This window comes from Kribbella albertanoniae (assembly GCF_004348455.1).
In the GTDB taxonomy this organism is placed as follows: Bacteria; Actinomycetota; Actinomycetes; order Propionibacteriales; family Kribbellaceae; genus Kribbella; species Kribbella albertanoniae.
The window spans coordinates 26410-47821 of the sequence record NZ_SMKA01000023.1; the positions used below are offsets into that span (position 1 = coordinate 26410).

Annotated in this window: 21 protein-coding genes; 9 read left to right on the forward strand and 12 right to left on the reverse strand. The window is 68.3% G+C overall.

The features are described from left to right. Nucleotides 1-12 precede the first annotated feature (12 nt). Both E1261_RS08540 and dxr read right to left on the reverse strand, forming a co-directional pair. Nucleotides 13-1323 (reverse strand): M50 family metallopeptidase, encoded by a 1311-nt coding sequence (locus E1261_RS08540; protein ID WP_132404537.1) that lies wholly within the window; start codon nt 1321-1323, stop codon nt 13-15. After that, nucleotides 1320-2531, reverse strand: a complete 1212-nt coding sequence (dxr, locus tag E1261_RS08545) for a 1-deoxy-D-xylulose-5-phosphate reductoisomerase (RefSeq protein WP_132404539.1) — start codon at nt 2529-2531, stop codon at nt 1320-1322. Before dxr ends, E1261_RS08540 begins: the two co-directional genes overlap by 4 nt. 107 nt (nt 2532-2638) lie before the next feature. On the opposite strand from dxr, the gene E1261_RS08550 reads away from it, so the two are divergent. The 4 genes from E1261_RS08550 (at nt 2639) to E1261_RS08565 (ending at nt 5702) form a co-directional block, all read left to right on the forward strand. Continuing rightward, entirely contained in the window at nt 2639-3217 is a 579-nt protein-coding gene (locus E1261_RS08550; protein ID WP_132404541.1) for a DUF1707 SHOCT-like domain-containing protein, read from the forward strand. Nucleotides 3218-3263: 46 nt separating this feature from the next. After that, on the forward strand, nt 3264-4427 hold the full coding sequence (locus tag E1261_RS08555) for an acyl-CoA dehydrogenase family protein (RefSeq protein ID WP_132404543.1): 1164 nt from the start codon (nt 3264-3266) through the stop codon (nt 4425-4427). Nucleotides 4428-4431: 4 nt separating this feature from the next. Continuing rightward, a complete protein-coding gene (locus E1261_RS08560) occupies nt 4432-5319 on the forward strand; it encodes a phosphotransferase enzyme family protein (RefSeq protein WP_132404545.1) in 888 nt (295 codons plus the stop codon). 83 nt (nt 5320-5402) lie between these two features. Then, nucleotides 5403-5702 carry a DUF6458 family protein gene (locus E1261_RS08565; RefSeq protein WP_202874484.1) on the forward strand — a complete coding sequence of 100 codons (300 nt, stop codon included), beginning with the start codon at nt 5403-5405 and terminating at the stop codon, nt 5700-5702. Here the strand turns inward: E1261_RS08565 and E1261_RS08570 are convergent. Both E1261_RS08570 and E1261_RS08575 read right to left on the reverse strand, forming a co-directional pair. Continuing rightward, complete coding sequence (locus tag E1261_RS08570; protein ID WP_165952427.1) at nt 5681-6172, reverse strand: GNAT family N-acetyltransferase; 492 nt, start codon at nt 6170-6172, stop codon at nt 5681-5683. The genes E1261_RS08565 and E1261_RS08570 overlap by 22 nt on opposite strands. 346 nt (nt 6173-6518) lie before the next feature. Continuing rightward, entirely contained in the window at nt 6519-7232 is a 714-nt protein-coding gene (locus tag E1261_RS08575) for an SDR family oxidoreductase (RefSeq protein ID WP_132404549.1), read from the reverse strand. A gap of 70 nt (nt 7233-7302) precedes the next feature. Here E1261_RS08575 and E1261_RS08580 point away from each other — a divergent pair, with 70 nt between their 5' ends. Together E1261_RS08580 and E1261_RS08585 are read left to right on the forward strand one after the other, a co-directional pair. Then, nucleotides 7303-8232, forward strand: coding sequence for a LysR family transcriptional regulator (locus E1261_RS08580; protein WP_132404551.1), 930 nt, complete (start codon nt 7303-7305; stop codon nt 8230-8232). Nucleotides 8233-8330: 98 nt separating this feature from the next. Further along, a complete protein-coding gene (locus E1261_RS08585) occupies nt 8331-9080 on the forward strand; it encodes a PIG-L deacetylase family protein (protein ID WP_165952428.1) in 750 nt (249 codons plus the stop codon). On the opposite strand, the gene rny is transcribed toward E1261_RS08585, so the two are convergent. From rny to E1261_RS08600, 3 genes are all read right to left on the reverse strand, one after another. Continuing rightward, nucleotides 9061-10761, reverse strand: coding sequence for a ribonuclease Y (gene rny / locus E1261_RS08590; RefSeq protein WP_132404555.1), 1701 nt, complete (start codon nt 10759-10761; stop codon nt 9061-9063). The two genes, E1261_RS08585 and rny, sit on opposite strands and share 20 nt — an antisense overlap. A 434-nt stretch (nt 10762-11195) precedes the next feature. Beyond that, complete coding sequence (locus E1261_RS45870; protein ID WP_202874486.1) at nt 11196-11744, reverse strand: antitoxin; 549 nt, start codon at nt 11742-11744, stop codon at nt 11196-11198. Nucleotides 11745-11868: 124 nt separating this feature from the next. Continuing rightward, nucleotides 11869-14121 carry an ATP-binding cassette domain-containing protein gene (locus tag E1261_RS08600; RefSeq protein WP_132404557.1) on the reverse strand — a complete coding sequence of 751 codons (2253 nt, stop codon included), beginning with the start codon at nt 14119-14121 and terminating at the stop codon, nt 11869-11871. Between the two features lie 62 nt (nt 14122-14183). Between E1261_RS08600 and E1261_RS08605 the strand changes: the two genes are divergently transcribed. After that, a complete protein-coding gene (locus E1261_RS08605) occupies nt 14184-15146 on the forward strand; it encodes a helix-turn-helix transcriptional regulator (protein WP_132404559.1) in 963 nt (320 codons plus the stop codon). On the opposite strand, the gene E1261_RS08610 is transcribed toward E1261_RS08605, so the two are convergent. The 3 genes from E1261_RS08610 to recA all read right to left on the reverse strand — a co-directional run bounded on the left by E1261_RS08610 (nt 15104) and on the right by recA (nt 18436). Then, the gene (locus tag E1261_RS08610) at nt 15104-15514 is read right to left on the reverse strand and encodes a hypothetical protein (RefSeq protein WP_132404561.1); all 411 of its coding nucleotides are present in this window, start codon (nt 15512-15514) and stop codon (nt 15104-15106) included. The two genes, E1261_RS08605 and E1261_RS08610, sit on opposite strands and share 43 nt — an antisense overlap. Further along, entirely contained in the window at nt 15514-16035 is a 522-nt protein-coding gene (locus E1261_RS08615; protein ID WP_238176081.1) for a regulatory protein RecX, read from the reverse strand. The genes E1261_RS08610 and E1261_RS08615 overlap by 1 nt, the downstream gene beginning before the upstream one ends. A gap of 1321 nt (nt 16036-17356) precedes the next feature. After that, nucleotides 17357-18436, reverse strand: a complete 1080-nt coding sequence (recA, locus tag E1261_RS08620; protein ID WP_132404563.1) for a recombinase RecA — start codon at nt 18434-18436, stop codon at nt 17357-17359. Between the two features lie 252 nt (nt 18437-18688). On the opposite strand from recA, the gene E1261_RS08625 reads away from it, so the two are divergent. Together E1261_RS08625 and E1261_RS08630 are read left to right on the forward strand one after the other, a co-directional pair. Then, nucleotides 18689-19480: a hypothetical protein gene (locus tag E1261_RS08625; RefSeq protein WP_132404565.1), complete on the forward strand. Its 792-nt coding sequence runs from the start codon at nt 18689-18691 to the stop codon at nt 19478-19480. A gap of 35 nt (nt 19481-19515) precedes the next feature. Continuing rightward, on the forward strand, nt 19516-20082 hold the full coding sequence (locus tag E1261_RS08630; RefSeq protein WP_132404567.1) for a GrpB family protein: 567 nt from the start codon (nt 19516-19518) through the stop codon (nt 20080-20082). Between the two features lie 4 nt (nt 20083-20086). On the opposite strand, the gene E1261_RS08635 is transcribed toward E1261_RS08630, so the two are convergent. Both E1261_RS08635 and E1261_RS08640 read right to left on the reverse strand, forming a co-directional pair. Beyond that, a complete protein-coding gene (locus E1261_RS08635; RefSeq protein ID WP_132404569.1) occupies nt 20087-20281 on the reverse strand; it encodes a DUF3046 domain-containing protein in 195 nt (64 codons plus the stop codon). Further along, nucleotides 20278-21354, reverse strand: a complete 1077-nt coding sequence (locus E1261_RS08640; protein ID WP_132404571.1) for an LppM family (lipo)protein — start codon at nt 21352-21354, stop codon at nt 20278-20280. Before E1261_RS08640 ends, E1261_RS08635 begins: the two co-directional genes overlap by 4 nt. Between the last annotated feature and the right edge of the window lie 58 nt (nt 21355-21412).

The window sequence follows — 21412 nt, forward strand, 5'->3', positions numbered from 1 at the left end:
TGGGTGAGAGGGTCAGCCGTTGAACAGACGGATCGGGTTCACGATGTCGGCGATGACGAGCAGCACACCCATCACCGTGATCACGCTCGCCATCACGTACGCGATCGGGAGCAGTTTGGCGACGTCGACGTACCCGGGGTCAGGGCGGCCGAACAGCCTGGCGAAGCCGCGCCGGACGCCTTCCCAGATCGCGCCGATCATGTGGCCGCCGTCGAGCGGCAGCAGCGGGATGAAGTTGAACAGAGCAAGGAACAGGTTCAGCGAGGCGAGCAGCGAGACGCCGAAGGCGAGCCGCTCACCGACGGTCCAGGACTGGTTCGCCGCGACCTCACCAGCCACCCGGCTGGCGCCGACCACACTCATCGGGCCGTTCTTGTCACGCTCACCGCCGACGATGGACTTCGCGACACCGACCAGCTTCTCCGGGAAGTTCCCGATCGCCTTGACGGTGGCGACGGTCAGCTCGCCCATCCGGTCGACCACGTACGCCGGCCCCTGCCGCTCGAGCTTCATCTCCGGCGATACGCCGAGGAAGCCGACCGAGACGACCTCGTCGGACCCGGCCTCCTTCGGCACCTGGTTCACGATCGTGTTGGTCTTCAGGGTCTTCTGCTGACCGTTGCGCTCGACAACGATCGTGGCGGGCTTGTCGGTGTTCGCCCGGATCAGCGGGGTGAGCTGCTCCCAGCTGGAGATCTGGGTGCCGTTGAAGGACAGGATCTTGTCGCCCACCTGGAAGCCCGCGGTCTTGGCCGGCGACACCTTGTCGGTGTCGGTGCACTTGCGCTCCGCGCTGGCCTGGCTCGCCGGGATCACGCAGTCCGTGACGGTGGAGACGGTCGTCTGCGCGACTCCGGCGCCGTACAGCATGAAGAGACCGCCGAACAGGACGAACGCGATCGCGACGTTGACCAGCGGGCCGGAGGCCATCACGATCAGCTTCTGCCACCACGGCTTCTGGTAGAAGAGCCGCCCGTTGTCGGCCGGGTCGATGGTCTCGTACTCCGCGTTGCGGGCGTTCTCGGCGATCGACTGGATCGGGCCGGTGCTTGCCTTCCGCACCTTGCCGGGGTCCGCTCCCTTAGCGGGCGGCAGCATCCCGATGATCCGGACGAAACCACCGGCCGGGATCGCCTTGAAGCCGTACTCGGTCTCGCCGCGCTTGGTCGACCAGACCGTCCGGCCGAATCCGACGAAGAACTGGGTCACCTTCATCCCGAACGCCTTGGCCGGGAGCATGTGACCCATCTCGTGCAAGGCCACCGACGCGATGATGCCGAGGGCGAAGGCCAGGATGCCGAGGAAGGTGAGCAGTGCGGTCATGCGTTCGTGGTCTCCTGTACTCCGGTGATCTCGCGCGCCCGGGTCCGTGCCCAGGCATCCGCGGCCAGGACGTCGTCGACGGACAGCTCCTCGTACGAGGGTACGTCGTGATCGGTCAGCACCCGGGCGACAGTGTCGACGATGCCGAGGAAGGGCAGCTTCCCGTCCCGGAAGGCCTGCACGCAGACCTCGTTCGCCGCGTTGAAGACGGCCGGAGCGGTACCGCCGCGGGTCCCGGCCTCACGGGCCAGGCCCACCGCCGGGAACGCCTCGTCATCCAGCGGGAGGAACTGCCAGGTGCTCGCCGTGGCCCAGTCCCACGGCGGCGATGCGTCCGCTATCCGGTCGGGCCAGCCCAGACCGAGCGCGATCGGCAGCGTCATGGTCGGCGGCGAGACCTGCGCGATCGTCGAGCCGTCGTGGAACTCGACCATCGAGTGCACCGCCTGCTGCGGGTGGACGACGACCTCGACGCGCTCCATCGGGATACCGAAGAGCAGGTGCGCCTCGATCAGCTCGAGACCCTTGTTGACCAGCGTCGCGGAGTTGATCGTGACGACCGGGCCCATCGCGAAGTTCGGGTGGGCAAGCGCTTGCTCCACGGTGACCTCGCCGAGCTCGCTGCGCTTCCGGCCGAGGAACGGCCCGCCGCTCGCGGTCAGCAGCAGTTTGCGGACCTCATCGGCCGCTCCACCGCGCAGGCACTGCGCGATCGCACTGTGCTCGGAGTCGACCGGCACGATCTGACCGGGCTTCACCCGCCGGGTGACCACCGGGCCGCCGATGACGAGCGACTCCTTGTTGGCCAGAGCGAGGGTGTTCCCCGCGTCGAGAGCGGCCAGCGTCGGGCGCAGGCCGACCGAGCCGGTGATGCCATTCAGTACGACGTCGCACGGGGTGGCGGCAAGCTCGCTCGACGCGTCCGGACCGGTGATGATCTTCGGGATCCGGAACTCGCCCTGCGCGTATCCCTGGCGCTGGGCCTCGGCGTAGAACGCCAGCTGCAGATCCTGCGCCACTGTGGCCTTCGCCACCGCGACCACCTCGACCTCGAACGCCAGCGCCTGCTCCGCCAGCAGCCCGACGTTGTCGCCACCGGCCGACAGACCCAGCACCCGGAACCGGTCGCGGTTGCGCCCGATCAGCTCGAGCGCCTGGGTGCCGACCGATCCGGTCGAGCCGAGGATGACGACGGTGCGCGGATTCACGTCGCCATCATCCCAGGTGGCCACCCAAGGTGACGACCCCGGTGTATGTGACGACCCCGGCCAATTGAGGTGCCGTCCCGACTCCGGTACGGCGTACCGTTGGCGGCATGAGTCTGGAGCAGCCGCCGCCCGGTCAACGGGCCTCTGACAACGACCGCGAACATGCTGCCGCCGTGCTCCAGGAAGCACACACCGACGGCCGCCTCGACTTCCAGGAGCTGGACGAGCGGCTGACCCAGGTCTACTCCGCCAAGACGCAGCTCGAACTGCGCGACGCGACCGCCGATCTGGTCCCGGTCCGGGACACCTCCAAGTCGACCGAGGTGACGATCCGCGCCACCCACAGCGCGCAGAAGCGCGAGGGGGCCTGGCAGGTTCCGGAGCGGGTCGCCGCCGAGCTCGTGCACTCCTCGGCCCGCCTTGACTTCACCGATGCCACAGTTCACTGGCGAGAGGTGACCGTCACCGCGAACCTCACCCACAGCTCGATCACGATGATCGTGCCGGTCGGCTGGTCCGTCACCCTCGACGATGTCGAGCTGCACGGCGGCTCCGCTTCGAACAAGACAGCTCCGGCCGGACCGAACGGCGTACATCTGATTGTGAAGGGCGCTGCGCGCTACAGCTCTCTAACTGTCCGGCATCCGCGCAAACGGCGCTGGTGGTGGCCCTGGTACCGGAAGTGAGATAAACCTCCCTTCACTGTGGTCTGGTTAGGGCTAGCGTTTGGCCATGACCGTTTCGCTGGATCTCGTTGACGTCGACTCGCTGCTGACCTCTGAGGAGGTCGATGTCCGGGCGGCTGCGCGGCGGTATGCGGATGAGCGGTTGCGGCCTTCGCTGCCGGAGTGGTTCGAGAGCGCTTCGATTCCAGCCCGGGAGTTGGCCAAGGAGCTGGGCTCGCTCGGGTTCCTGGGGATGCATCTGACCGGGTACGGGTGTGCGGGGCTGGGGCCGGTGGCCTATGGGCTGGCCTGTCTGGAGATCGAGGCTGCGGACTCGGGCATGCGGTCGCTGGTGTCGGTGCAGGGGTCGCTGGCGATGTACGCGATCTGGAAGTACGGCAGCGACGCGCAGAAGGAAGAGTGGCTCCCCCGGATGTCCGCGGGTGAGGCGATCGGCTGCTTCGGGCTGACCGAGCCCGACTTCGGTTCGAACCCTGGTGGGATGCGGACGAACGCGCGGCGCGACGGCGACGACTGGGTGCTGAACGGTTCGAAGATGTGGATCACCAACGGCTCGGTCGCTGACGTCGCAGTCGTGTGGGCGCGGACCGACGAGGGCGTGCGCGGTTTCGTCGTACCGACGGCGACGCCTGGGTTCTCGGCGCCGGAGATCAAGCTGAAGATGTCGCTGCGCGCCTCGGTCACGTCGGAGCTCGTGCTATCAGATGTGCGTCTGCCTGCTTCCGCCCTACTGCCTGAGGCTTTGGGATTGTCCGGGCCACTGGGCTGCCTGAACGAGGCGCGCTTCGGCATCATCTTCGGTGCGATGGGAGCGGCCCGGGACTGTCTGGAGACGGCGATCGCGTACGCCGGTGATCGGACCGTCTTCGACAAGCCGCTGTCCGGCTACCAGATCACGCAGGCCAAGATCGCCGACATGGCGGTCGAGCTGAACAAGGGCATCCTGCTGGCCGTCCACCTCGGCCGGCTGAAGGAGAAGGGCACCCTGCGACCCGAGCAGGTCAGCGTCGGCAAGCTGAACAACACCCGCGAGGCCATCGCCATCGCCCGCGAGTGCCGCACCATCCTGGCCGCCAACGGCATCAGCGGCGAGTACCCGATCATGCGGCACGCCAACAACCTCGAGTCGGTCCTCACCTACGAGGGCACCTCCGAGATCCACCAACTGGTCATCGGCCAGGCCCTGACCGGCCAGAACGCGTTCCGCTGACCGCATGCTCGCAGAACCCACGGTCGACCGGTCAGCCCTGCTCAAAACGATCAAGACGTCGTACGGCGTCTCCGGCGAACTGACCTTCATCCCGCTCGGCTGGGGCTCGGTCTGCTATCGCCTGGGCGACGAGTACTTCGTCAAGCTGTGGGTAGATGCGGAGAGCGCGGCCGGTGCCCTCCTCCGCTTCCCCCTGGTCGACCAGCTGCATGGCGCTGGCTTTCGCGTCCCCTATGCGCTGCCGACCAGCACCGGTGAGCTTTCGGTCTCCATTCCCGACGGCATCGTCGCTCTGTTTCCCCTGCTTCCAGGCAGGTCCCCTGACAGCTGGACGGTGCCCCTGCTGCACCAGCTCGGCCAGGTGCTGGCCCGGCTCCACACAGTCGTGCCGACAGTCGCCCTCCCCCGTGAGGAGTTCGCCCTGCCGCACGAGGCTCAGCGCGAACGCCTCATCCGGTTGCAGACCGCCGTACGGCGGCTGTCGCAGCGTCAGGTCCTGTGTCACACCGACCTGCACAACGGCAACCTGCTGGTGGACGACGCCGGGCAACTGAGTCTGCTCGACTGGGAGAGTGCGCGGCTGGCTCACCCGGAGTGCGATCTGGCGCTGTTGCTGCAGACAGCACAGCCTGTCGACACCTATGCGCTCACACACGTGCTGGAGACCTATCCGGCCGATGTGCCGCTGCACCTCGACCTGTTCGCGTTCTACCTGCTGCGGCGGTATGTGGCGGACTACTCGGCCAGAGCGTGGCGACTGGAGCAGCCCGGACTAACAACGGCCGACGAGGCTGAGGCGCGCGAGGGGATGGTGACGTGGGGCTCGGCACAGTGGGACGCGTTGGAGCGGACGCTGGATCTGGTGCGGGACGCGCTGCGCATGCGGGGGTGATGCCTTGGGTACAGGGAGTGAAATCCATTACTCCATGTCACGGAGAGGGTCACGGGGCTCAGGAGTTCCGAGAGGAGTCAGGCATGCGAATCGGAGTCGGAATCGCGCTGGTCACCATCGGCGCCATCATTGCGTTCGCTGTCCGGGACACATCGGGCAGCCTGAATCTGCGCGCTCTGGGCATCATCGTCATGCTGGCCGGTGCGGCCGGCATCTGGTTGTCCTACCGCCTCGCCAACCCGCGCAACCGCGACGAGGCCACCATGCTCAAACCGGACGTCGAGAAGCAGTACAGCGTTGCCCCGCACGACAAGGTCGCCGACACCACCATCGACGTCACCCCCACGCACCTGCGCAAGGATCACAACGACTTCAGCAAGTAGTCACACTCATCGGCATGTGACCGTACGACGCTCCCGTCCGCCGCCTGCTCGGTCCACCGATCAACAACCCGCGCCCCGGACCACAGCTGGTACCCCAGTCGTTCGTACAGCCGCCGGGCACCGTCGTTCTCCAGCCCGACACCGAGGCCGATCCACGCCCGGCCCCAGTCCCCCGCCAACGCCTCGGCCGCCCGGACGAGCGCCGTACCGACGCCTTCGTTGCGAACGAACGCGTCCAGCCCGTTGATCTCTGCCGGGTCCTCGGCAGCACGCAGTTCGGCGTACTTCGACTGCCGCAGCAGCATGGTCTGCCCCACCAGCGCACCTGCGCGGCGGGCCAGCAGGTAGACGCCGTCGCCGCTCTCCTGCGTCTGCCAGCGGCCCCGCACATGGTGCTGCGCGGCGGACGCGCCGGTCAGCGACTCGATCAACTGATCGACATCTGCACGGGTGGCCGGCGCAATCTCCATCACCCGACCGTACGACGTACCTGCGCCCGCCCGCAGCGGGTTAAGCCGAGGCCGGTCAGCTGGGGGGCACTCCACGAGCCGGTACGACGTTGAGCACGGGTCAACCATGCGCGCGGCCGGAATGTGGTTGAGGGGTGCTCAAGGTGAGCCGGCCGGGCGACCTTGAGCATGGTTCGACCACTGCGCCGGGGTGCCGGATGGTTGGTGGAGTCTCAAGGTGAAGCTCGCACCGCGATCCCGGGTCGGAGGGGTTCGCTCTGAGGTTCCCCGTAACGTCCGAAAACACGCCGACCATGCCCTCCGATCTTTCGGACGTTGTGGCGGGGGCGGGCCGAGTACGGCGGTCTTAGACCAGGCGGGCGCCGCCGTCGAGGTGGAGGACGGTGCCGGTCAGGAACGGGTTGGTGATCGCGGCTAGGACGGCGGTCGAGACGTCGCGGGTGGTGCCGATGCGGCGGGCGGGGTTCCGGGCGGCGGTGTCGGCGAACAGCTTGTCCTTGCCGACGCCGTCCCAGGCACCTGAGTCGATGATGCCGGGCGACACGGCGTTCACCCGGACCGGCGCCAGCTCGACGGCGAGGGTCTGGGCCAGGAACGCCACCGCGCCGTTGGTGGTCGCCGTCACGGCCATCCCTGCTTTGGGGCGCCAGGCAACGATCCCGGAGAAGAGCGTGACGGAGACGGTCGGCCGGAGGTGCTTGACCAGGAGCAACGCGCCGATCACCTTCGCGTCGAAGGCGCGGACGATCGCCTCGCGCTCCAGCTTCTCCACCGGAGCCTTCGCCGGCGCATTGGCGAGCGAGATCAGGTGCTCGACCACAACCTCCCGCCTGCTGAGTTCGTCGGCCAGTTCAGCGATCGATTCTTCGTTGCTCAGGTCAACGACCGCCGTGGCGACCGTGCCCTCGATGCTTGCGGCGACAGCCTGTACGGCGTCGGCGCTGCGACCCGTGATGGTCACCTGCGCGCCCTGATCCACGGCGTCCTGCGCCAACTGCCGGCCGATCCCCGAGGATCCCGCAACGATCAGCAACTGCTTGCCCGCTAGTTCTGTTGTCATGCCCTCAGCCTCGCCGCCTGCAGGCATCAGCACAAAGACTTGTTTTCGATGTCTGCCATAGGCTGCGTCTATGCCTACGTTGCGAGCCCTGGAGTGCTTCGTCGCGACCGTCGAGACCGGCTCGATCACCGGGGCCGCCGCCAAGCTGCACCTCTCGCAGCCCGCTCTCTCGCACCAGATCGCCATGCTGGAGAACGAGCTGGGCTCCCCACTCCTCGAGCGGCTCCCCCGCGGCGTCCGCCCCACGTCCGCCGGACGCGAGGCGCTCCCGTCTGCGCGAGCAGCCCTTGATGCCGCCGACCGCGTCGTACAGGCCGGTCGTGCCGCCCTCGACGAAGGCGAGCTCCGGATCGGCTGCGCCGGATCGATGACGGCGGGACTGCTAGCACCACTCCTCCGCAACTGGCGCCGCCGGCATCGGAAGATTCGCCTCGTCCTGCAGGAGCGGTCCAGCGCCGACGAGCTCGCCGCGATGGTCACCAACGACGAGATCGACGTTGCGATCTGCCCTCGCCCGACTCGCTGGGACGGCGCGCTCGAACTGCTCGCCAGCGAGGAGGTTGTGATCGTCTTCGCCACCGACGACCCCCTCGGCGACCAGCCCGGCCCGGTTCCGATCAGCGCGCTGCACGGCTACCCGGTCATCCAGTACGCCGGTCCGCACGGGCTGGCCGGCTGGCTCGACGGGCTGTTCAGGGAGCACCAGGTGTCCCCGGAGGTCGTCATCCGGACTCGTCAAACCACGACCGCGCCTGCCTTGGCCGCGGCGGGGCTCGGGGCGGCCGTCGTACCGGTGAGTGGTATTCCGGCCGGGTTCACGGGGTCCGTGCACCGGCTTGATCCGCCGCAGGCGCGGGATGTCGTCGCGTTGATGGCTGGACGGAGCGACGTACTGGTCCAGCAGTTCGTCGGCAGTCTGCGCGAGACCGGTCTCCGGATTCCGGCGGCGGTTCTGCGACAGTTGGAGGCACGGACCGATGGTGCACGGTCGGGCCGCTGATCGGGCACGGTCCTGACTGCGGCTCGACTCGCGTGGTCAACTGGAAAGAAACCTTCCAGTTGCCGGGGGCATGCATGTGCGCGGACAGACCGATCCTGATGGTTTCACCTCATCTCGACGACGCAGTACTGAGTGTCGGCGCGACCGTGGCCGCTCTGGTCGACCAGGGTCGGGATGTCACCATCTGCACGGTGTTCGCCGGTGAGCCGACGCCGCCGTTCTCGGAGTTCGCCGACGCATTCCACACGATGTGCGGGCTCGGCGACGACGCCGTACCGCGGCGACGTCAGGAGGATCTGGAGGCCACCGGCATCCTCAGAGCGCGGTCGCTGCATCTGCCGTTCCTGGACTCGATCTACCGCCTGGACGCGATCGACTCCTTTGCCTTCTTGTTCGAGGCACCGGCGAACGACGCGCTGGTCGAGGAGATCGCTCAGTCCATCCACAAGTCCTTCGGTGACGAGTGGCCGGCCGAGCTGTGGACTTGCGCGGCCTTCGGCGACCATGTCGATCATCGGATCACCAGGGCTGCGGTCGCCCGCGTGGCGCGCGAGCACAACCTGAAGCTGGTGCTGTGGGAGGACTTCCCCTACGCGGCCGGGCAGGCGCACTCCGCGGCCGGCCGGCCGGTGTCCGTGCCCGACGTGACCCCGGCGCATCTGCAGCAGAAACTGGACGCCGTCGCCCGGTACCCGTCGCAGCTCGCCATGCTTTACGACGCGGAGCGGGACTGGCGCGACGGCATGGAGCTGGACTGGCGCTCAGAGCTGCTCGGGCACGCGGCCGATCGACTCCAGCACGGCGGCTACGAGCTGCTCTGGCAGGCTGCTACTTCGCGACCTCGGTAGCCCGCGACTCCCGTACGACGGTCACCCGGATCTGGCCGGGATACGTCAGCTCCTCCTCGACCTGCTTGGCGATATCGCGAGCCATCACCTGCGCGGCGATGTCGTCGACGGCGTCCGGCAGCACCATCACGCGGATCTCGCGACCGGCCTGCATCGCGAACACCTTCTCGACCCCGTCGTGGTGCATCGCGATCTCCTCGAGCCGCTCGAGCCGCTGCACGTAAGCCTCCAGCGACTCCCGGCGCGCACCCGGCCGGCCGCCACTGACCGCATCCGCGGCCTGGGTCAGCACGGCCTCGACAGTCCGGACCTCGACCTCGTTGTGGTGCGCCTCGATGCAGTGCACGACGTCGTCGCTCTCGCCCCACTTGCGAGCCAGGTCGGCACCGACGATCGCGTGGCTGCCCTCGGACTCGTGCGTGAGTGCCTTGCCGATGTCGTGCAGGAACGCACCACGCTTGCACAGCTTCGGATCCAGCCCGAGCTCGGCCGCCATCATCCCGGCGATGTGCGCGGACTCGATCAGGTGCTTCAGCACGTTCTGCCCGTACGACGTCCGGTACCGCAGCAGGCCCATCGTCCGCATGAGTTCGGGGTGCAGGTCGGTGATGCCGACCTCGGCCATCGCATCCTCGGCGGCCCGCTCGCACAGCTCGGCGACCTCACCCTTGCTGCGCTCGTAGATCTCCTCGATCCGGCTCGGGTGGATCCGCCCGTCCAGCACCAGCGAATCCAGCGTCAGCCGCGCGGTCTCCCGCCGTACTGGGTCGAAGCAGGACAGCAACACTGCCTCGGGGGTGTCGTCGATGATCAGATTCACACCGGTGGTCTGCTCGAACGAGCGGATGTTCCGCCCCTCGCGGCCGATGATCCGGCCCTTCATGTCGTCGCTGGGCAGGTGCACGACGGACACCACCGACTCGCTCGTCTGCTCGCTCGCGAGTCGCTGGACGGCTCCGGTGATGATCTTGCGCGCCTTCGTCTCGCCCTCGTCCAGCGCCTGCCGCTCGAGATCGCGGACGATCGTGTGCGCGTGCCGCTTCGCCTCGGCCTCGATCGACGCGACCAGCTCGGCTCGGGCCTGCTCAGTGGTCAGGTTCGCGACGCCTTCGAGAATGCGACGGCGCTCGTCCTCGAGATCCTTGATCTCCGCCTTGCGCTGGTCGAGCTCGGCCAGTTGCGCGGCCAGCTCGGTCTGCCGCTCCTCAGTCTGGCGGTGCTGCTCGTCGAGCCGCTCCTCGCGCTCGGTCAGCCGGTGATCGCGCCGCTCCATCTCCAGGCGCTGCTCGCGCAGATCGTCGCGGATCGACTGCGCCTCCGCCTCGGCCTCGCGCCGGACATCGGACGCTCGCTGCTCCGCATCCCGCCGTACCTCCGAGGCCCTGTCCTCCGCGGCACGGCGAATCTCCTCCGCGCGCTGCTCGGTGGTCTCCGCCCGCACCCGCAGTACGGCGGCCTCTTCCTCGGCCTGACGCTTGATCAGCTCGGCCTGCGACTTGGCGCCACTCGTGATCGTCGAGGCTTCGAGCTGGGCGTTGGCCAAGGCGGCCGAGTTGTCGGCGGCCTTCCGGCGGGACAGCGTGAAGCCGATCCAGGCCAGCAGGCCGGCGATCACCAGACCGACCACGGTCAGGCCGATCACGGTCGGCCCGGCGGAGCTCGCCAATGCCACGAGTGCCATCGGCCTCTCCCCTCGTCGAGTCACGCACCAGGCGGGACTGTGTCAGTCGGTCGGAGAGATCACTCACTGTGACCGGGTACGGCGATATCCGGTGCCAACCGGTCCAGCTGCGACGGCTCGGCCTCCAGGCGACGGGGGCATCGTCACCAAGGCACCGTCGAACCGACGGCAGACCTGTCGCCGTCGTTCCGCTCAGCTCGTGAGAACTGCCAGCTCGCTATAACCGCCACCGTGAGGTGGAGTGATCCCTTCGTATTCCCGAGGCTAGGCGTGCCCCACCACCCGGTCAAGACGGACACTCACCCGGGGCACAACCACATCCGCGACCCGATCGCAGCAACAGACCAGCACGCCACTGGTCCACCGAGCATGAGCGTGCGCCGCGGTCGCGGCGCCGCCCGTCACGCGGTCGAACGACTACTCTCCGCAGTGAACTACTCGCGAGGGCCGGGGAGGCCGGTGGCGGTGCCGCCGGTCTCGGCGCCTTTGGCCGATGAGCCGGCTGAGGCCGCGTCGGACGGCTCGGGGGCTTCGCCGCCTACAGTCCAGCCTTCGGGATCTGCGGCCGCGGCGTCTTCCTCGGCGCCAGCTGCATCTTCCGCTGCGCCTACCGCATCTTCCTCAGCACCGGCTGCGTCTTCTGCTGCGCCTGCAGCGTCCTCTTCGGCTCCGGCTGCGTCTTCCGCAGCGCCGGTCGCGTCCTCAGCTGCGCCGGTTGCGTCGTCGGCTGCGGCGGTTGCGTCGTCGGGGGGTTGCGGGGTGCTCTCGGGGGTGGCCTCCGGCGTTGCGGTGGAATCGCCGGACTGCTTGTCGACGAAAGAGCCGACTCTTTCTTGTACCGCGTCGACCTTGGCCGCGTACTTCCCGCCGGTCTGCTGGTCGATCAGATCACCGGCTTTCGTCACGCCGGCCTTGATCTTGTCCGGGTTCTGCTTGACGACGTTCCGGAGCCAGTTCTTCGCCTGTTCCTGGAATTCGTTCATTGCACCCTCCGCGGTGTGTCAGGGGCGGATCGACGGAAAATCCCCAGCGTACGGACCCGGCAAAACACCGGGCCTACTTCGGATAACACACCGTTGCAACCGACCCGTCAACGCCCCTCGCCGCTCACACCGCCACGGATTCGGCCGCCAGCGCCCGGCTCGTCGGCGTACCGCGGTCCAGATAGTCCCCCGGCCGCCCTTCGAACAGCACCGTTCCGCCGTGCCGGCCGGGCCCCGGCCCGAGGTCGATCAGCCAGTCCGCCCGCCGGATCACCTCCAGATTGTGCTCGACCACGACCACGCTGTGACCGTGCCCGACCAGCCGGTCCAGCACCGCCTGCAGGGTCTCGATGTCGTCCAGGTGCAGCCCGGTCGTCGGCTCGTCCAGCACGTACGTCGTCTCCCCCTCCGCAACCCGCAGTTCCTTCGCAATCTTCACCCGCTGACATTCACCACCGGAAAGCGTGTTCAGCGACTGCCCGAGCCGCAAATATCCCAACCCGACCGCCGCCAGTTGCTGCAGCCCGCGGGCGATCCCCGCATCGGGCAACTCGGTGATCGCCTGCTCGATCGTGAGGTCGTCGACATCCGCGATCGAATATCCGTTCACCCGATAGGTCAGGGATTCCGGTGAAAATCGCCGGCCACCACAGGCCGGGCAGACGACTTCCTGCCCTTCCATAAAGGCGAGATCGGTGTGCAGCACCCCAAGTCCCCGGCACTCCGGGCACGCCCCGGCCGAATTCGCGCTGAACATCGCCACCGGTACGTCGTTGCTCTGGGCAAACAACTTCCGAATGGCCGGCGCGATCCCGGTGTACGTCACCGGCGTGGACCGCCGGCTCGTCCCGACCGCCTTCTGGTCGATCACCACGGCGGCATGCTGCGCCACCAACTCGGCCGCCAGACTCGACTTCCCCGAGCCCGCAACCCCGGTCAGTACCGTCATCACCCCGCGCGGAATCCGCACCGTCACATCCTGCAGGTTGTTCCGTACGGCGTTCGCCACCACCATCTCGCCGTCCGGCCGCCGTACACCGTCGTCGCCCGACCGGCCTGGCCGCCTCAGCGCGCGCCCGGTCGGCGTCTCGGCCGCCCGGAGTTCGTCGTACGAGCCTTGGAAAACCACTCGACCACCCGCGACCCCGGCGCCTGGTCCGACCTCGATGATCTGGTCGGCGTGCCGCATCACGGCGGGATCGTGTTCGACCACGAGCACGCTGTTGCCGCTGTCCCGCAGTTGCTCGAGCAGGGCGATCATCGACTCCACATCGGTCGGATGCAGACCGACAGTCGGCTCGTCGACCACGTACGTCAGCTCCGTCAGACTCGATCCGAGCTGCTTCACGGTCTTGATCCGCTGCGACTCACCGCCCGACAAGCTCGTCGTCGCCCGCGCGAGCGCCAGATAGCCGAGCCCGATGGTGACCATCGCCTGCAACCGCGCCGTCAGCGCCGACACCACAGGTACGACGGCCGGCTCGTCGATCCCCCGCACGAATTCCAGCAGCTCGGTGACCTCCCACCGAGCCAGCTCACCGATCGTCCGGCCTCGTACGGTCGCGGTCCGTGAGGGTTTCGCCAGCCGATCCCCGTCGCACTCCGGGCATGTATCCGACCGGGTGAACTTCTGGATCGCCGCCTGCTTGCGCTCCGACAGGTTGTCCGCGGTGTGCAGGTAGATGCGCTCGAACCGCTCGACGACACCCTCGTAGTCCTTCGGCAGTTTGCGGCCGAGTTCAGCGGCTGCGCGTCCGCCGTACAGCAGCGCTTCGCGCTCGCCCTCCGACCAGTCGCGCAGTGGGGTGTCGATGGCGAACGAACCGATGTCGGCGTACTGCGCGTACCAGTACTTGCCCGGGCCGAAACCGGGTAGCCGGATCGCGCCTTCGGCCAGCGACTTGTCGAGGTCCAGGAATCGGTCGATGGCACTCACCACAACCTCGCCCAGGCCGGAACACGTCGGGCACATCCCACTCGGGTCGTTGAACGAGAACCGAGTCGATTCACCGACGTACGGATCACTGAGCCGCGAGAACAGCAGCCGCAGGTACGTCCACGTGTCGGTGACCGTGCCGACGGTCGACCGCGCATTGCCGCCGATCCGGCGCTGGTCGATCACGATCACCGGCGTCAACCCGTCGATATGTTCGACCTCCGGGCGCGCCCATTTCGGCAACCTGTTGCGGGCGAACGGCGGGAAGGTCTCGTTCAGCTGGAATCCGGCCTCGGCGGCGATCGTGTCGAACACCAGCGACGACTTCCCCGACCCCGAGCGGCCGACGAACACGACCAGCTGATTGCGCGGTACGTCGAGGTCGAGATTGGCGAGGTTGTTCGTCCGGGCCTGGCGAAGGGTGATGGCTCGATCGGTCATGGGACTGACGGTATGAGCAGATGTGGACGGATTCTGGCCGCATCTTTTGCCATCATGGGTGGATGGCCGACGTCACCGCCCGGATGCTCGCGTTGCTGTCGACGCTGCAGTCCGGGCGCTCGTTCAGCGGTGACGAGCTGGTTCAGCGACTCGGTGTGAGTCCGCGCACCCTGCGGCGGGACGTCGATCGGCTGCGCAGCTACGGCTACCCGGTGCAGACCCAGCCCGGGCCGGGCGGCTTCTACCGGCTCACCGCCGGGCGCACGATGCCACCGCTGGTCCTGGACGACGACGAGGCAGTGGCGACGCTGCTCGCGCTGGCTTCGCTGGGCTCAGTCGGTTCGGCGGAAGAGGGAGGGATCGACGACGCGGCCACGCGGGCCTACGGGAAGGTCGATCAGTTCCTGCCGGCCCGGCTCCGGTCCCGGGCGGTCGCGGTCCGGGCCAGTGTGGAGACCAGCCATCAGGACGCGCCAAGCGTTCCTGCGGACCAGCTCGGCGAACTCGCGGAGGCCATCGGGAGCCGGGAGCAGATCTCCTTCGCCTATCGGACTGCGGGCGGTTCGCAGACCGTCCGCCGAGTCGAGCCGTACCGGCAGATCCATCATCTGCTCCGGTGGTACCTGATGGCTTGGGATCTCGACCGCGACGACTGGCGGGTGTTTCGCGTCGACCGCATCACCGACCTGCGGCGCAGTACGACGTACTTCGCCCCGCGGCCGCTGCCCGCGGACTCGGCGACGGCGTACCTCCGCGAGGCACTGCAGAAGGAGAAGCACCCGATCCGGCTCGTGATCGATGCGCCGGCCGAGGCCGTCGTCGACGCCTTCAAGTACCAGGACGTGGAGACCCGAGCGCTCGATGCGCACACCACGGAAGTCATCGTGGCGTTGGACAGCTGGCACTGGCTCGTACTCCCGCTGACCTTCCTCGAAGCCGACTTTCAGCTCATCGCCGCGCCACCCGACTTCGTCGCCGGCTATCAGTCCTTCGCGCGCCGTCTTCGCGCCGCGATCACGTCCTGAGCCTGCGCGGCCGGCGCGAACACCAGCCAGCCGTCGAGCAACGCATCTCTCAGCACCGGCTCCGGCACCTGATCCAGCTCGATCAGTACGGCGGCGTAGTTGTCGAAATGCGGAATCGTGAAGAACCCGTCGCCCGACCGCGCGGTCAGCACTGCCTCCTTCTCACCGAGGTCCTCGACCCGGATCGCGAGAATCGGCTCCTGCGGTGGTGTGTCGTCGCCGAAGCGCTTCAGATCCGCCTTGCTGTACGGGCGTTCCCACGCATACGCCTTGCCTCCGACAGCCCAGGTGCGATGCCCGTGCCGGGCCGTCTCCTCGGTCCCGGGCAGCTCTGCCACCAACCGCTCCACATCCTGCAGGGTCGCCATCACTCCACCTCGATCCCGGACGAATCCAGTAGCGGGAACTCCTCGTGCGACGCATCGAGCTCCTGTTTGATGATGCTCATCGCCATCCCACCCGAATAGCCCTTGCGGGCCAGCATCCCGAGTAACCGCCGCATCGCCACCTGCCGGTCGAGCGAACGCATCGACCGCAACTTCTTCCGCACCAACGCGCGAGCGGTCTCCTCCTCCTGCTCCGGCTCGAGCTCCTCCAGCGCATCCCGCGACAACTCGTCGTCCACCCCACGCCGCCGCAGCTCTTGCGCGAGCGCCCGCTTCCCCAGGCCACGCCCGCGGTGCCGCGACTCCACCCACGCCGTCGCGAACGCCGCGTCGTCGATCAACCCAACCTCGGTGAACCGATCCAGCACCTCATCAGCCACCTCGTCCGCGATCCCGCGCTCCGCCAGCACATCCGCCAGCTCCGCCCGAGTCCGCGGCTGCCCCGACAACTTGTCCAGCAAAATCGTCCGGGCCACCTGCGCCGGATCCGACCCGTCCGCCACCGCAGACTCCCCCAGCTCGTCCGCCGCATCCCGCCGCCGACGCCCACTCCCTATCGGCCCCCGAGACGCCAACCCCCGCTTCTTACTCCGCTCGCCGGAACCAGCACCCCCATCTGCCCGACCAGCCCCACCCCAACCACGACCGCCGCGCGAAGCCTTGGCCGGTCCACCAGCCTCCGCGTCGTCACCGCTCTGACGCGCAGTTAGCCAACTGCGCCGCTCCGGCTCGACACTCTCCGCCTCGCCGTCCGGCATCGGCGGCGCGGCCTCAGCACTCGCCTTGGCTTTGGGGGTAGCCGAGCGTGCAGCACTTCGCCTGCTTCGCGGCGCAACTTCCGGAGGGCTCACAGGATCTGCCGACGCACTCGATTCCACAGCAGGAGCGTCTGGCGCAGTCTCCGGTCCCGCAGGCTGATCCGCGCCCCACACATCCACCACGGCATCCCGCACGGGCTGCGCAGCCGCATCAGCCCGTCCACGGCGTACCAGTGGAACCTCGGGCGCCACGGCTGCCTCGGGCGCGGCCACATCCACCTCGGCCTTGCTCACAACAGCAGGCTCGGCTACCTCGGGCCCCCACACGTCAGCCGCATCAACTCTGACACGCCGCTTCGGCTTGGGGCTAAGGACAGGAGCATCGTCACCCCACGGATCAAAGCTCCCGGCAGAACCGTCCACCGACGGTGCGGCACCATCGCCACCAGCCTCGTCGCCTCCGGCGAACGCCTGAGCCGCAGCCAGGTAGTCAGCCCCGGTGCTCCGTCGGATCCCCGTACTCGGCCGCCGCGTACTCCCCGGGTCGTCCCCGGCAAAGTCCTCGTCCAGCTCACCCCAAGGATCAGCCGCACGCCCAACCACCTCGCGTTTGCGTCCACCCGCACCGCGCCCGCGGCTGCTGGACTCGCCCGCAGATCCCGCACCGCGCCCGCGGCTGGTGGACTCGCCCGCAGATCCCTCAGCCGCCGTACGACCATCACCTGACGCCCGCCCACCACCAACACTCCCGGCCGAACTACTGATCCTCGCCGAGGCACCACCAGCTGGACTCTCGCCCGCATCGCTCGCTGATCCACCTGCAGAAGCGGTGGATCCTGCCGAACTGCCGGCAGCATCGCGATCCCGGCCCGAAGCAGCCGGTTTCCCGCGACCGCGTGCGCGACCAGCGGGCGGCTTGCTCTCCTGGCCTTCGGGTGCCGCCGCACCGCGGGCCAGGAGCTCGCGGGCAAAGGCGAGGCGCTCTTCGTGGGGCAGAGACAGCGCCGCGGGGGCAGCCTCTTCGGCAGGTGAGTGCCGAGGAGCGCTGCCGCCCGCGGTGGGTCGATCAGAAGTCGACATCGACCTCGGCGGCCTTGGCCTTGTCGTCGGCCGGCTGGTCCAGGGTCGGACCGATGCCCATCTTCTCCTTGATCTTCTTCTCCAGCTCGTTGGCCAGGTCGGGGTTGTCGCGCAGGAAGTTCCGCGCGTTCTCCCGGCCCTGACCGAGCTGGTCGCTCTCGTAGGTGAACCACGCGCCCGCCTTGCGGACGAAGCCCTGGTCGACACCGAGGTCGAGCAGGCTGCCCTCGCGGCTGATGCCCTGGCCGTAGATGATGTCGAACTCGGCCTGCTTGAACGGCGGGGCCACCTTGTTCTTCACAACCTTGACGCGGGTCCGGTTACCGACCACGTCGGTGCCGTCCTTCAGCGACTCGATCCGGCGCACGTCCAGCCGCACCGACGCGTAGAACTTCAGCGCCTTACCACCGGTCGTGGTCTCCGGGGAGCCGAACATCACGCCGATCTTCTCGCGCAGCTGGTTGATGAAGATCGCGGTCGTGTTCGTCCCGCTGACCGCACCGGTCATCTTCCGCAGCGCCTGGCTCATCAGCCGGGCCTGCAGACCGACGTGGCTGTCACCCATCTCGCCCTCGATCTCGGCGCGCGGCACCAGCGCGGCCACCGAGTCGATCACGACGATGTCGATCGCGCCGGAGCGGACCAGCATGTCGGCGATCTCCAGCGCCTGCTCACCGGAGTCGGGCTGCGAGACCAGCAGCGCGTCGGTGTCGACACCCAGCTTCTTCGCGTAGTCCGGGTCGAGTGCGTGCTCGGCGTCGATGAAGGCCGCGATCCCGCCGGCCCGCTGTGCGTTCGCCACCGCGTGCAGGGCGACCGTCGTCTTACCGGAGGATTCCGGGCCGTAGATCTCCACCACGCGACCGCGCGGGAGCCCGCCGATCCCGAGCGCGATGTCGAGCGCGATCGAACCGGTCGGGATGACCTCGATCGGCGGCCTGTTCTGCTCGCCCAGGCGCATCACCGAACCCTTGCCACACGCGCGCTCGATCTGCGTCAGCGCGGTCGCAAGCGCCTTCTCGCGGTCGGCTTCCTTGCGCTCCGCGCTCGCTGTTGCACCAGCCATCTGACTGCCACCTGACCCATCTCGTAATCGGGGCGAACTTCCCAGCCGCCCAAAGGATTTCCGTCTCGCCAGAGAAGATATTCGGCGCCACGGACAGTTTTCGCCGCCACCACGAATCTGTGGACAACCAGGCCGTCCGCCGCCCTTCCCGGGAGCACAAACTATCCCGAACACCTGTTCGAATCACAAACTGACACGCCGAAGTCCGCCAAGGCAACCGAACTGGACCACCGGCTCCCTACTCTTGCGGGCGTGACCGAGCGCCCTGACGTCCCCGATTCCGCCGTCGTCCTCGCCCTCAGCCGGGTCGAGTTCGGCATCGACTCCGTCCTCGACGCACTCCGAACCCAGGACCCGTTCGGCATCCGGAGCCTGCTCACCGAGTACTCCGCGCAGGAGCAGCCCAACCTGGCCGAGAAGGGCCTGATCCTGGCGATCGACCGGTTGCTGCGGATGAAGGTCCCCGGCCACGCCGAGTGGCCGACGCTGCCGCTGGCCAAGCGCTGCGACTGGTGGGTCGAGCGGCTCGGCGGCTTCGCGGCCGTGATCGCGGGCCTGCCGCGAATCAGTGGCGCCGCGGCCGACCGGCTACCGATCAAGGACACCCTCGGCGCGTCCGTCCAGGCGATGGTGATCGGCGCGGTCTGCCGCGAGTACGGCGTCGAGGCGCATGCCGACCGGGTGGCGGTCATCGCACGTGTCCTCACCGACCGCCCGATCACCCCCGACGACGTCCTCCGGTACGACGACCCGACCGCCGCCGGCCAGGATGTCGCCAAGCAGCTCGGCTTCGGTGACGACTCCGAGGAGGCCGGACTGCGCAAGGGCGTCCGGCTGGTCTGGCGGATCAGCAAGCTGCTCGCCGGGCTCGGGGACGTCTTCGAGGAGCGGCCGCGCGGCAGTCTCGGCGCCCGGTTCATCGGCCAGCTGCCGGGGGTCGGAGTGATCGGCGGGTTCTTCGACGAGCGCAAGGGCATCCGCAAAGCGGCGTACGAGGCGGCGGACCTGCTCACCACCGGGACGTTCCGGGTCAAGCCGATCTGATCGACCCTGGACTCGGCGGCTGGGATGATCGATGCATGAATGCGATCTCCGTCGTGCGGCCGGACGAGACCTGGCCGGCCCAGTTCGAGAAGACCGCGCAGGCGGTCCGGGTGATCCTCGGTGAGCTCGCGCAGCGGATCGACCACATCGGCTCGACCTCGGTGCCCGGGTTGCCGGCCAAGGACATCCTCGACATGCAGGTGACGGTCGCGGCGGAGTCCGAGCTGGACGACGTGGTCGAGCGGATGGCCGCCGAGAACTGGGACTTCCGCCCGGGCGCCAAGCGTGACCACCCCGTGCCGGGGCTGCCCGCGGACGAGCACCACTGGATCAAGCGCCTGGTGGTGGAGCCCATGTACCGCCGCCGGGTGAACCTGCACATCCGCGTGGCCGGTCGGGCCAACCAGCGCTACGCGTTGCTGTTCCGCGACTACCTGCGCAGTCATCCCGACACCGCGCAGGCGTACGGAGAGTTCAAGCGCCGCGCGGCCACCTTGCCGTTCGACAACATCGGCGACTACGCGGACCTGAAGGACCCGGTCTGCGACCTGATCTATCTCCCGGCCGAGGAGTGGGCCACCCGCACCAACTGGGCCGGCTGAGCGCTCAGCGCTCGCTGGGTGGAAGCTGCAGGTGGGCCCACACGGCCCGCCAGACGGTCTTGGCCGCCTCGCCCTCGGCCAGCGCCTCGACGACCGTGCGTCCGTCCAGCTCCTCCACGACCTGGGTCTCGGCCCAGGTCCGTGCGTACGCGGGACCGAGGTGATGGTCCATCCGCGACCAGAACTCCGTCAGTCTCATGCGGGCCCGTTGTTGTCCTTCGGAGGCTGCTGTCCCCAGCCGCCCTGCTGCGGCGGCTGCTGCTGTCCGTGCTGCGGGCCCTGAGGAGGCGGCGGTCCCCACTGCCCAGGCTGCGGCTGCCCCGGATACTGCGGCTGTCCCGGCTGCGTTCCCGGGTACGGCGCCTGCCCGCCCGGCTGGCCCTGACCCGGCTGAGGTCCCGGCTGACCGCCGTACGGCCCGGGCTGTCCCTGACCTGGCTGCGGACCGGGCTGACCGCCGTACTGACCGGGTTGGCCGCCGTACTGTCCCGGCTGACCGTACTGCCCTGGGCCCTGCGGCGGATACTGCTGGCCGGGCCCGTACCCGGGCTGGCCGCCGTACTGCGGACCCCACTGGCCCTGCTGGGGCTGACCCGGATACTGCCCTGGGGGCGGCCCGTAGCCCTGGTGGGCCTTGGCCTTGCGGCTGCGCAGCAGGAAGAACGCGACACCGCCACCGGCCAGCAGCAACAGCACCACGATGAGCGCGATCGCCCAGGCCGGGAACCCACCGCCGGCCTTCGAGGTCAGCGAGATGTTGCCCAGCTTGTCGAGGCTGTCGTACGTCGCGGTCTTGCCGTCGACCCGTGCACCGCTGTCGTGCTCGAGGATCTTGCCCGGCATGGTGATCTTGAAGTTCACCTGCGGCTGCTGCCCACTGCCCGCGAGCGAGCTGAGATCGGGCGCCTTGACGGTGACGAGGATCTTGTCGTCCTGCTTGCGGAAGCCGACGCCATCACCGCTCGACTGGCCCATCTTCTCGAACGGCACGTTGTCGAACGTGCACTTCTGCCCGATGAACTGGTCGTCGTCCAGCGGCTGGCACTCGACGCCGTCCGTGGTCAGCTGCTTGATGCTGGTGCCGATCCGCTCCCGGACCTTGTCCAGGGACTGGCCACTGGCTTCCAGCAACTGTTTGTCGATGCCGATCTGCATCGATCCGGAGACGGTCTCGTCCGATCCGACCTTGAGGTCGGCATCGAGCTTCGCGCACCCGGTCAGGGCGAACAGACAGGCCACGACGATCGCGGCACGGAGGCGGCGGTTCTTCATGGTGACGATCATTCCAGACCGCGCCGACAACCTTCACACCGGAGAGTGGCGGAGCACG

Excerpts from the sequence above, each read along its gene's own strand:
- E1261_RS08540 (WP_132404537.1), bottom strand. The coding sequence starts at position 1,323 with ATGACCGCACTGCTCACCTTCCTCGGCATCCTGGCCTTCGCCCTCGGC.
- E1261_RS08550 (WP_132404541.1), top strand. The coding sequence starts at position 2,639 with ATGAGTCTGGAGCAGCCGCCGCCCGGTCAACGGGCCTCTGACAACGAC.
- E1261_RS08555 (WP_132404543.1), top strand. The coding sequence starts at position 3,264 with ATGACCGTTTCGCTGGATCTCGTTGACGTCGACTCGCTGCTGACCTCT.
- E1261_RS08560 (WP_132404545.1), top strand. The coding sequence starts at position 4,432 with ATGCTCGCAGAACCCACGGTCGACCGGTCAGCCCTGCTCAAAACGATC.
- E1261_RS08565 (WP_202874484.1), top strand. The coding sequence starts at position 5,403 with ATGCGAATCGGAGTCGGAATCGCGCTGGTCACCATCGGCGCCATCATT.
- E1261_RS08570 (WP_165952427.1), bottom strand. The coding sequence starts at position 6,172 with ATGGAGATTGCGCCGGCCACCCGTGCAGATGTCGATCAGTTGATCGAG.
- E1261_RS08575 (WP_132404549.1), bottom strand. The coding sequence starts at position 7,232 with ATGACAACAGAACTAGCGGGCAAGCAGTTGCTGATCGTTGCGGGATCC.
- E1261_RS08580 (WP_132404551.1), top strand. The coding sequence starts at position 7,303 with ATGCCTACGTTGCGAGCCCTGGAGTGCTTCGTCGCGACCGTCGAGACC.
- E1261_RS08585 (WP_165952428.1), top strand. The coding sequence starts at position 8,331 with ATGGTTTCACCTCATCTCGACGACGCAGTACTGAGTGTCGGCGCGACC.
- rny (WP_132404555.1), bottom strand. The coding sequence starts at position 10,761 with ATGGCACTCGTGGCATTGGCGAGCTCCGCCGGGCCGACCGTGATCGGC.
- E1261_RS45870 (WP_202874486.1), bottom strand. The coding sequence starts at position 11,744 with ATGAACGAATTCCAGGAACAGGCGAAGAACTGGCTCCGGAACGTCGTC.
- E1261_RS08600 (WP_132404557.1), bottom strand. The coding sequence starts at position 14,121 with ATGACCGATCGAGCCATCACCCTTCGCCAGGCCCGGACGAACAACCTC.
- E1261_RS08605 (WP_132404559.1), top strand. The coding sequence starts at position 14,184 with ATGGCCGACGTCACCGCCCGGATGCTCGCGTTGCTGTCGACGCTGCAG.
- E1261_RS08610 (WP_132404561.1), bottom strand. The coding sequence starts at position 15,514 with ATGGCGACCCTGCAGGATGTGGAGCGGTTGGTGGCAGAGCTGCCCGGG.
- recA (WP_132404563.1), bottom strand. The coding sequence starts at position 18,436 with ATGGCTGGTGCAACAGCGAGCGCGGAGCGCAAGGAAGCCGACCGCGAG.
- E1261_RS08630 (WP_132404567.1), top strand. The coding sequence starts at position 19,516 with ATGAATGCGATCTCCGTCGTGCGGCCGGACGAGACCTGGCCGGCCCAG.
- E1261_RS08635 (WP_132404569.1), bottom strand. The coding sequence starts at position 20,281 with ATGAGACTGACGGAGTTCTGGTCGCGGATGGACCATCACCTCGGTCCC.
- E1261_RS08640 (WP_132404571.1), bottom strand. The coding sequence starts at position 21,354 with ATGAAGAACCGCCGCCTCCGTGCCGCGATCGTCGTGGCCTGTCTGTTC.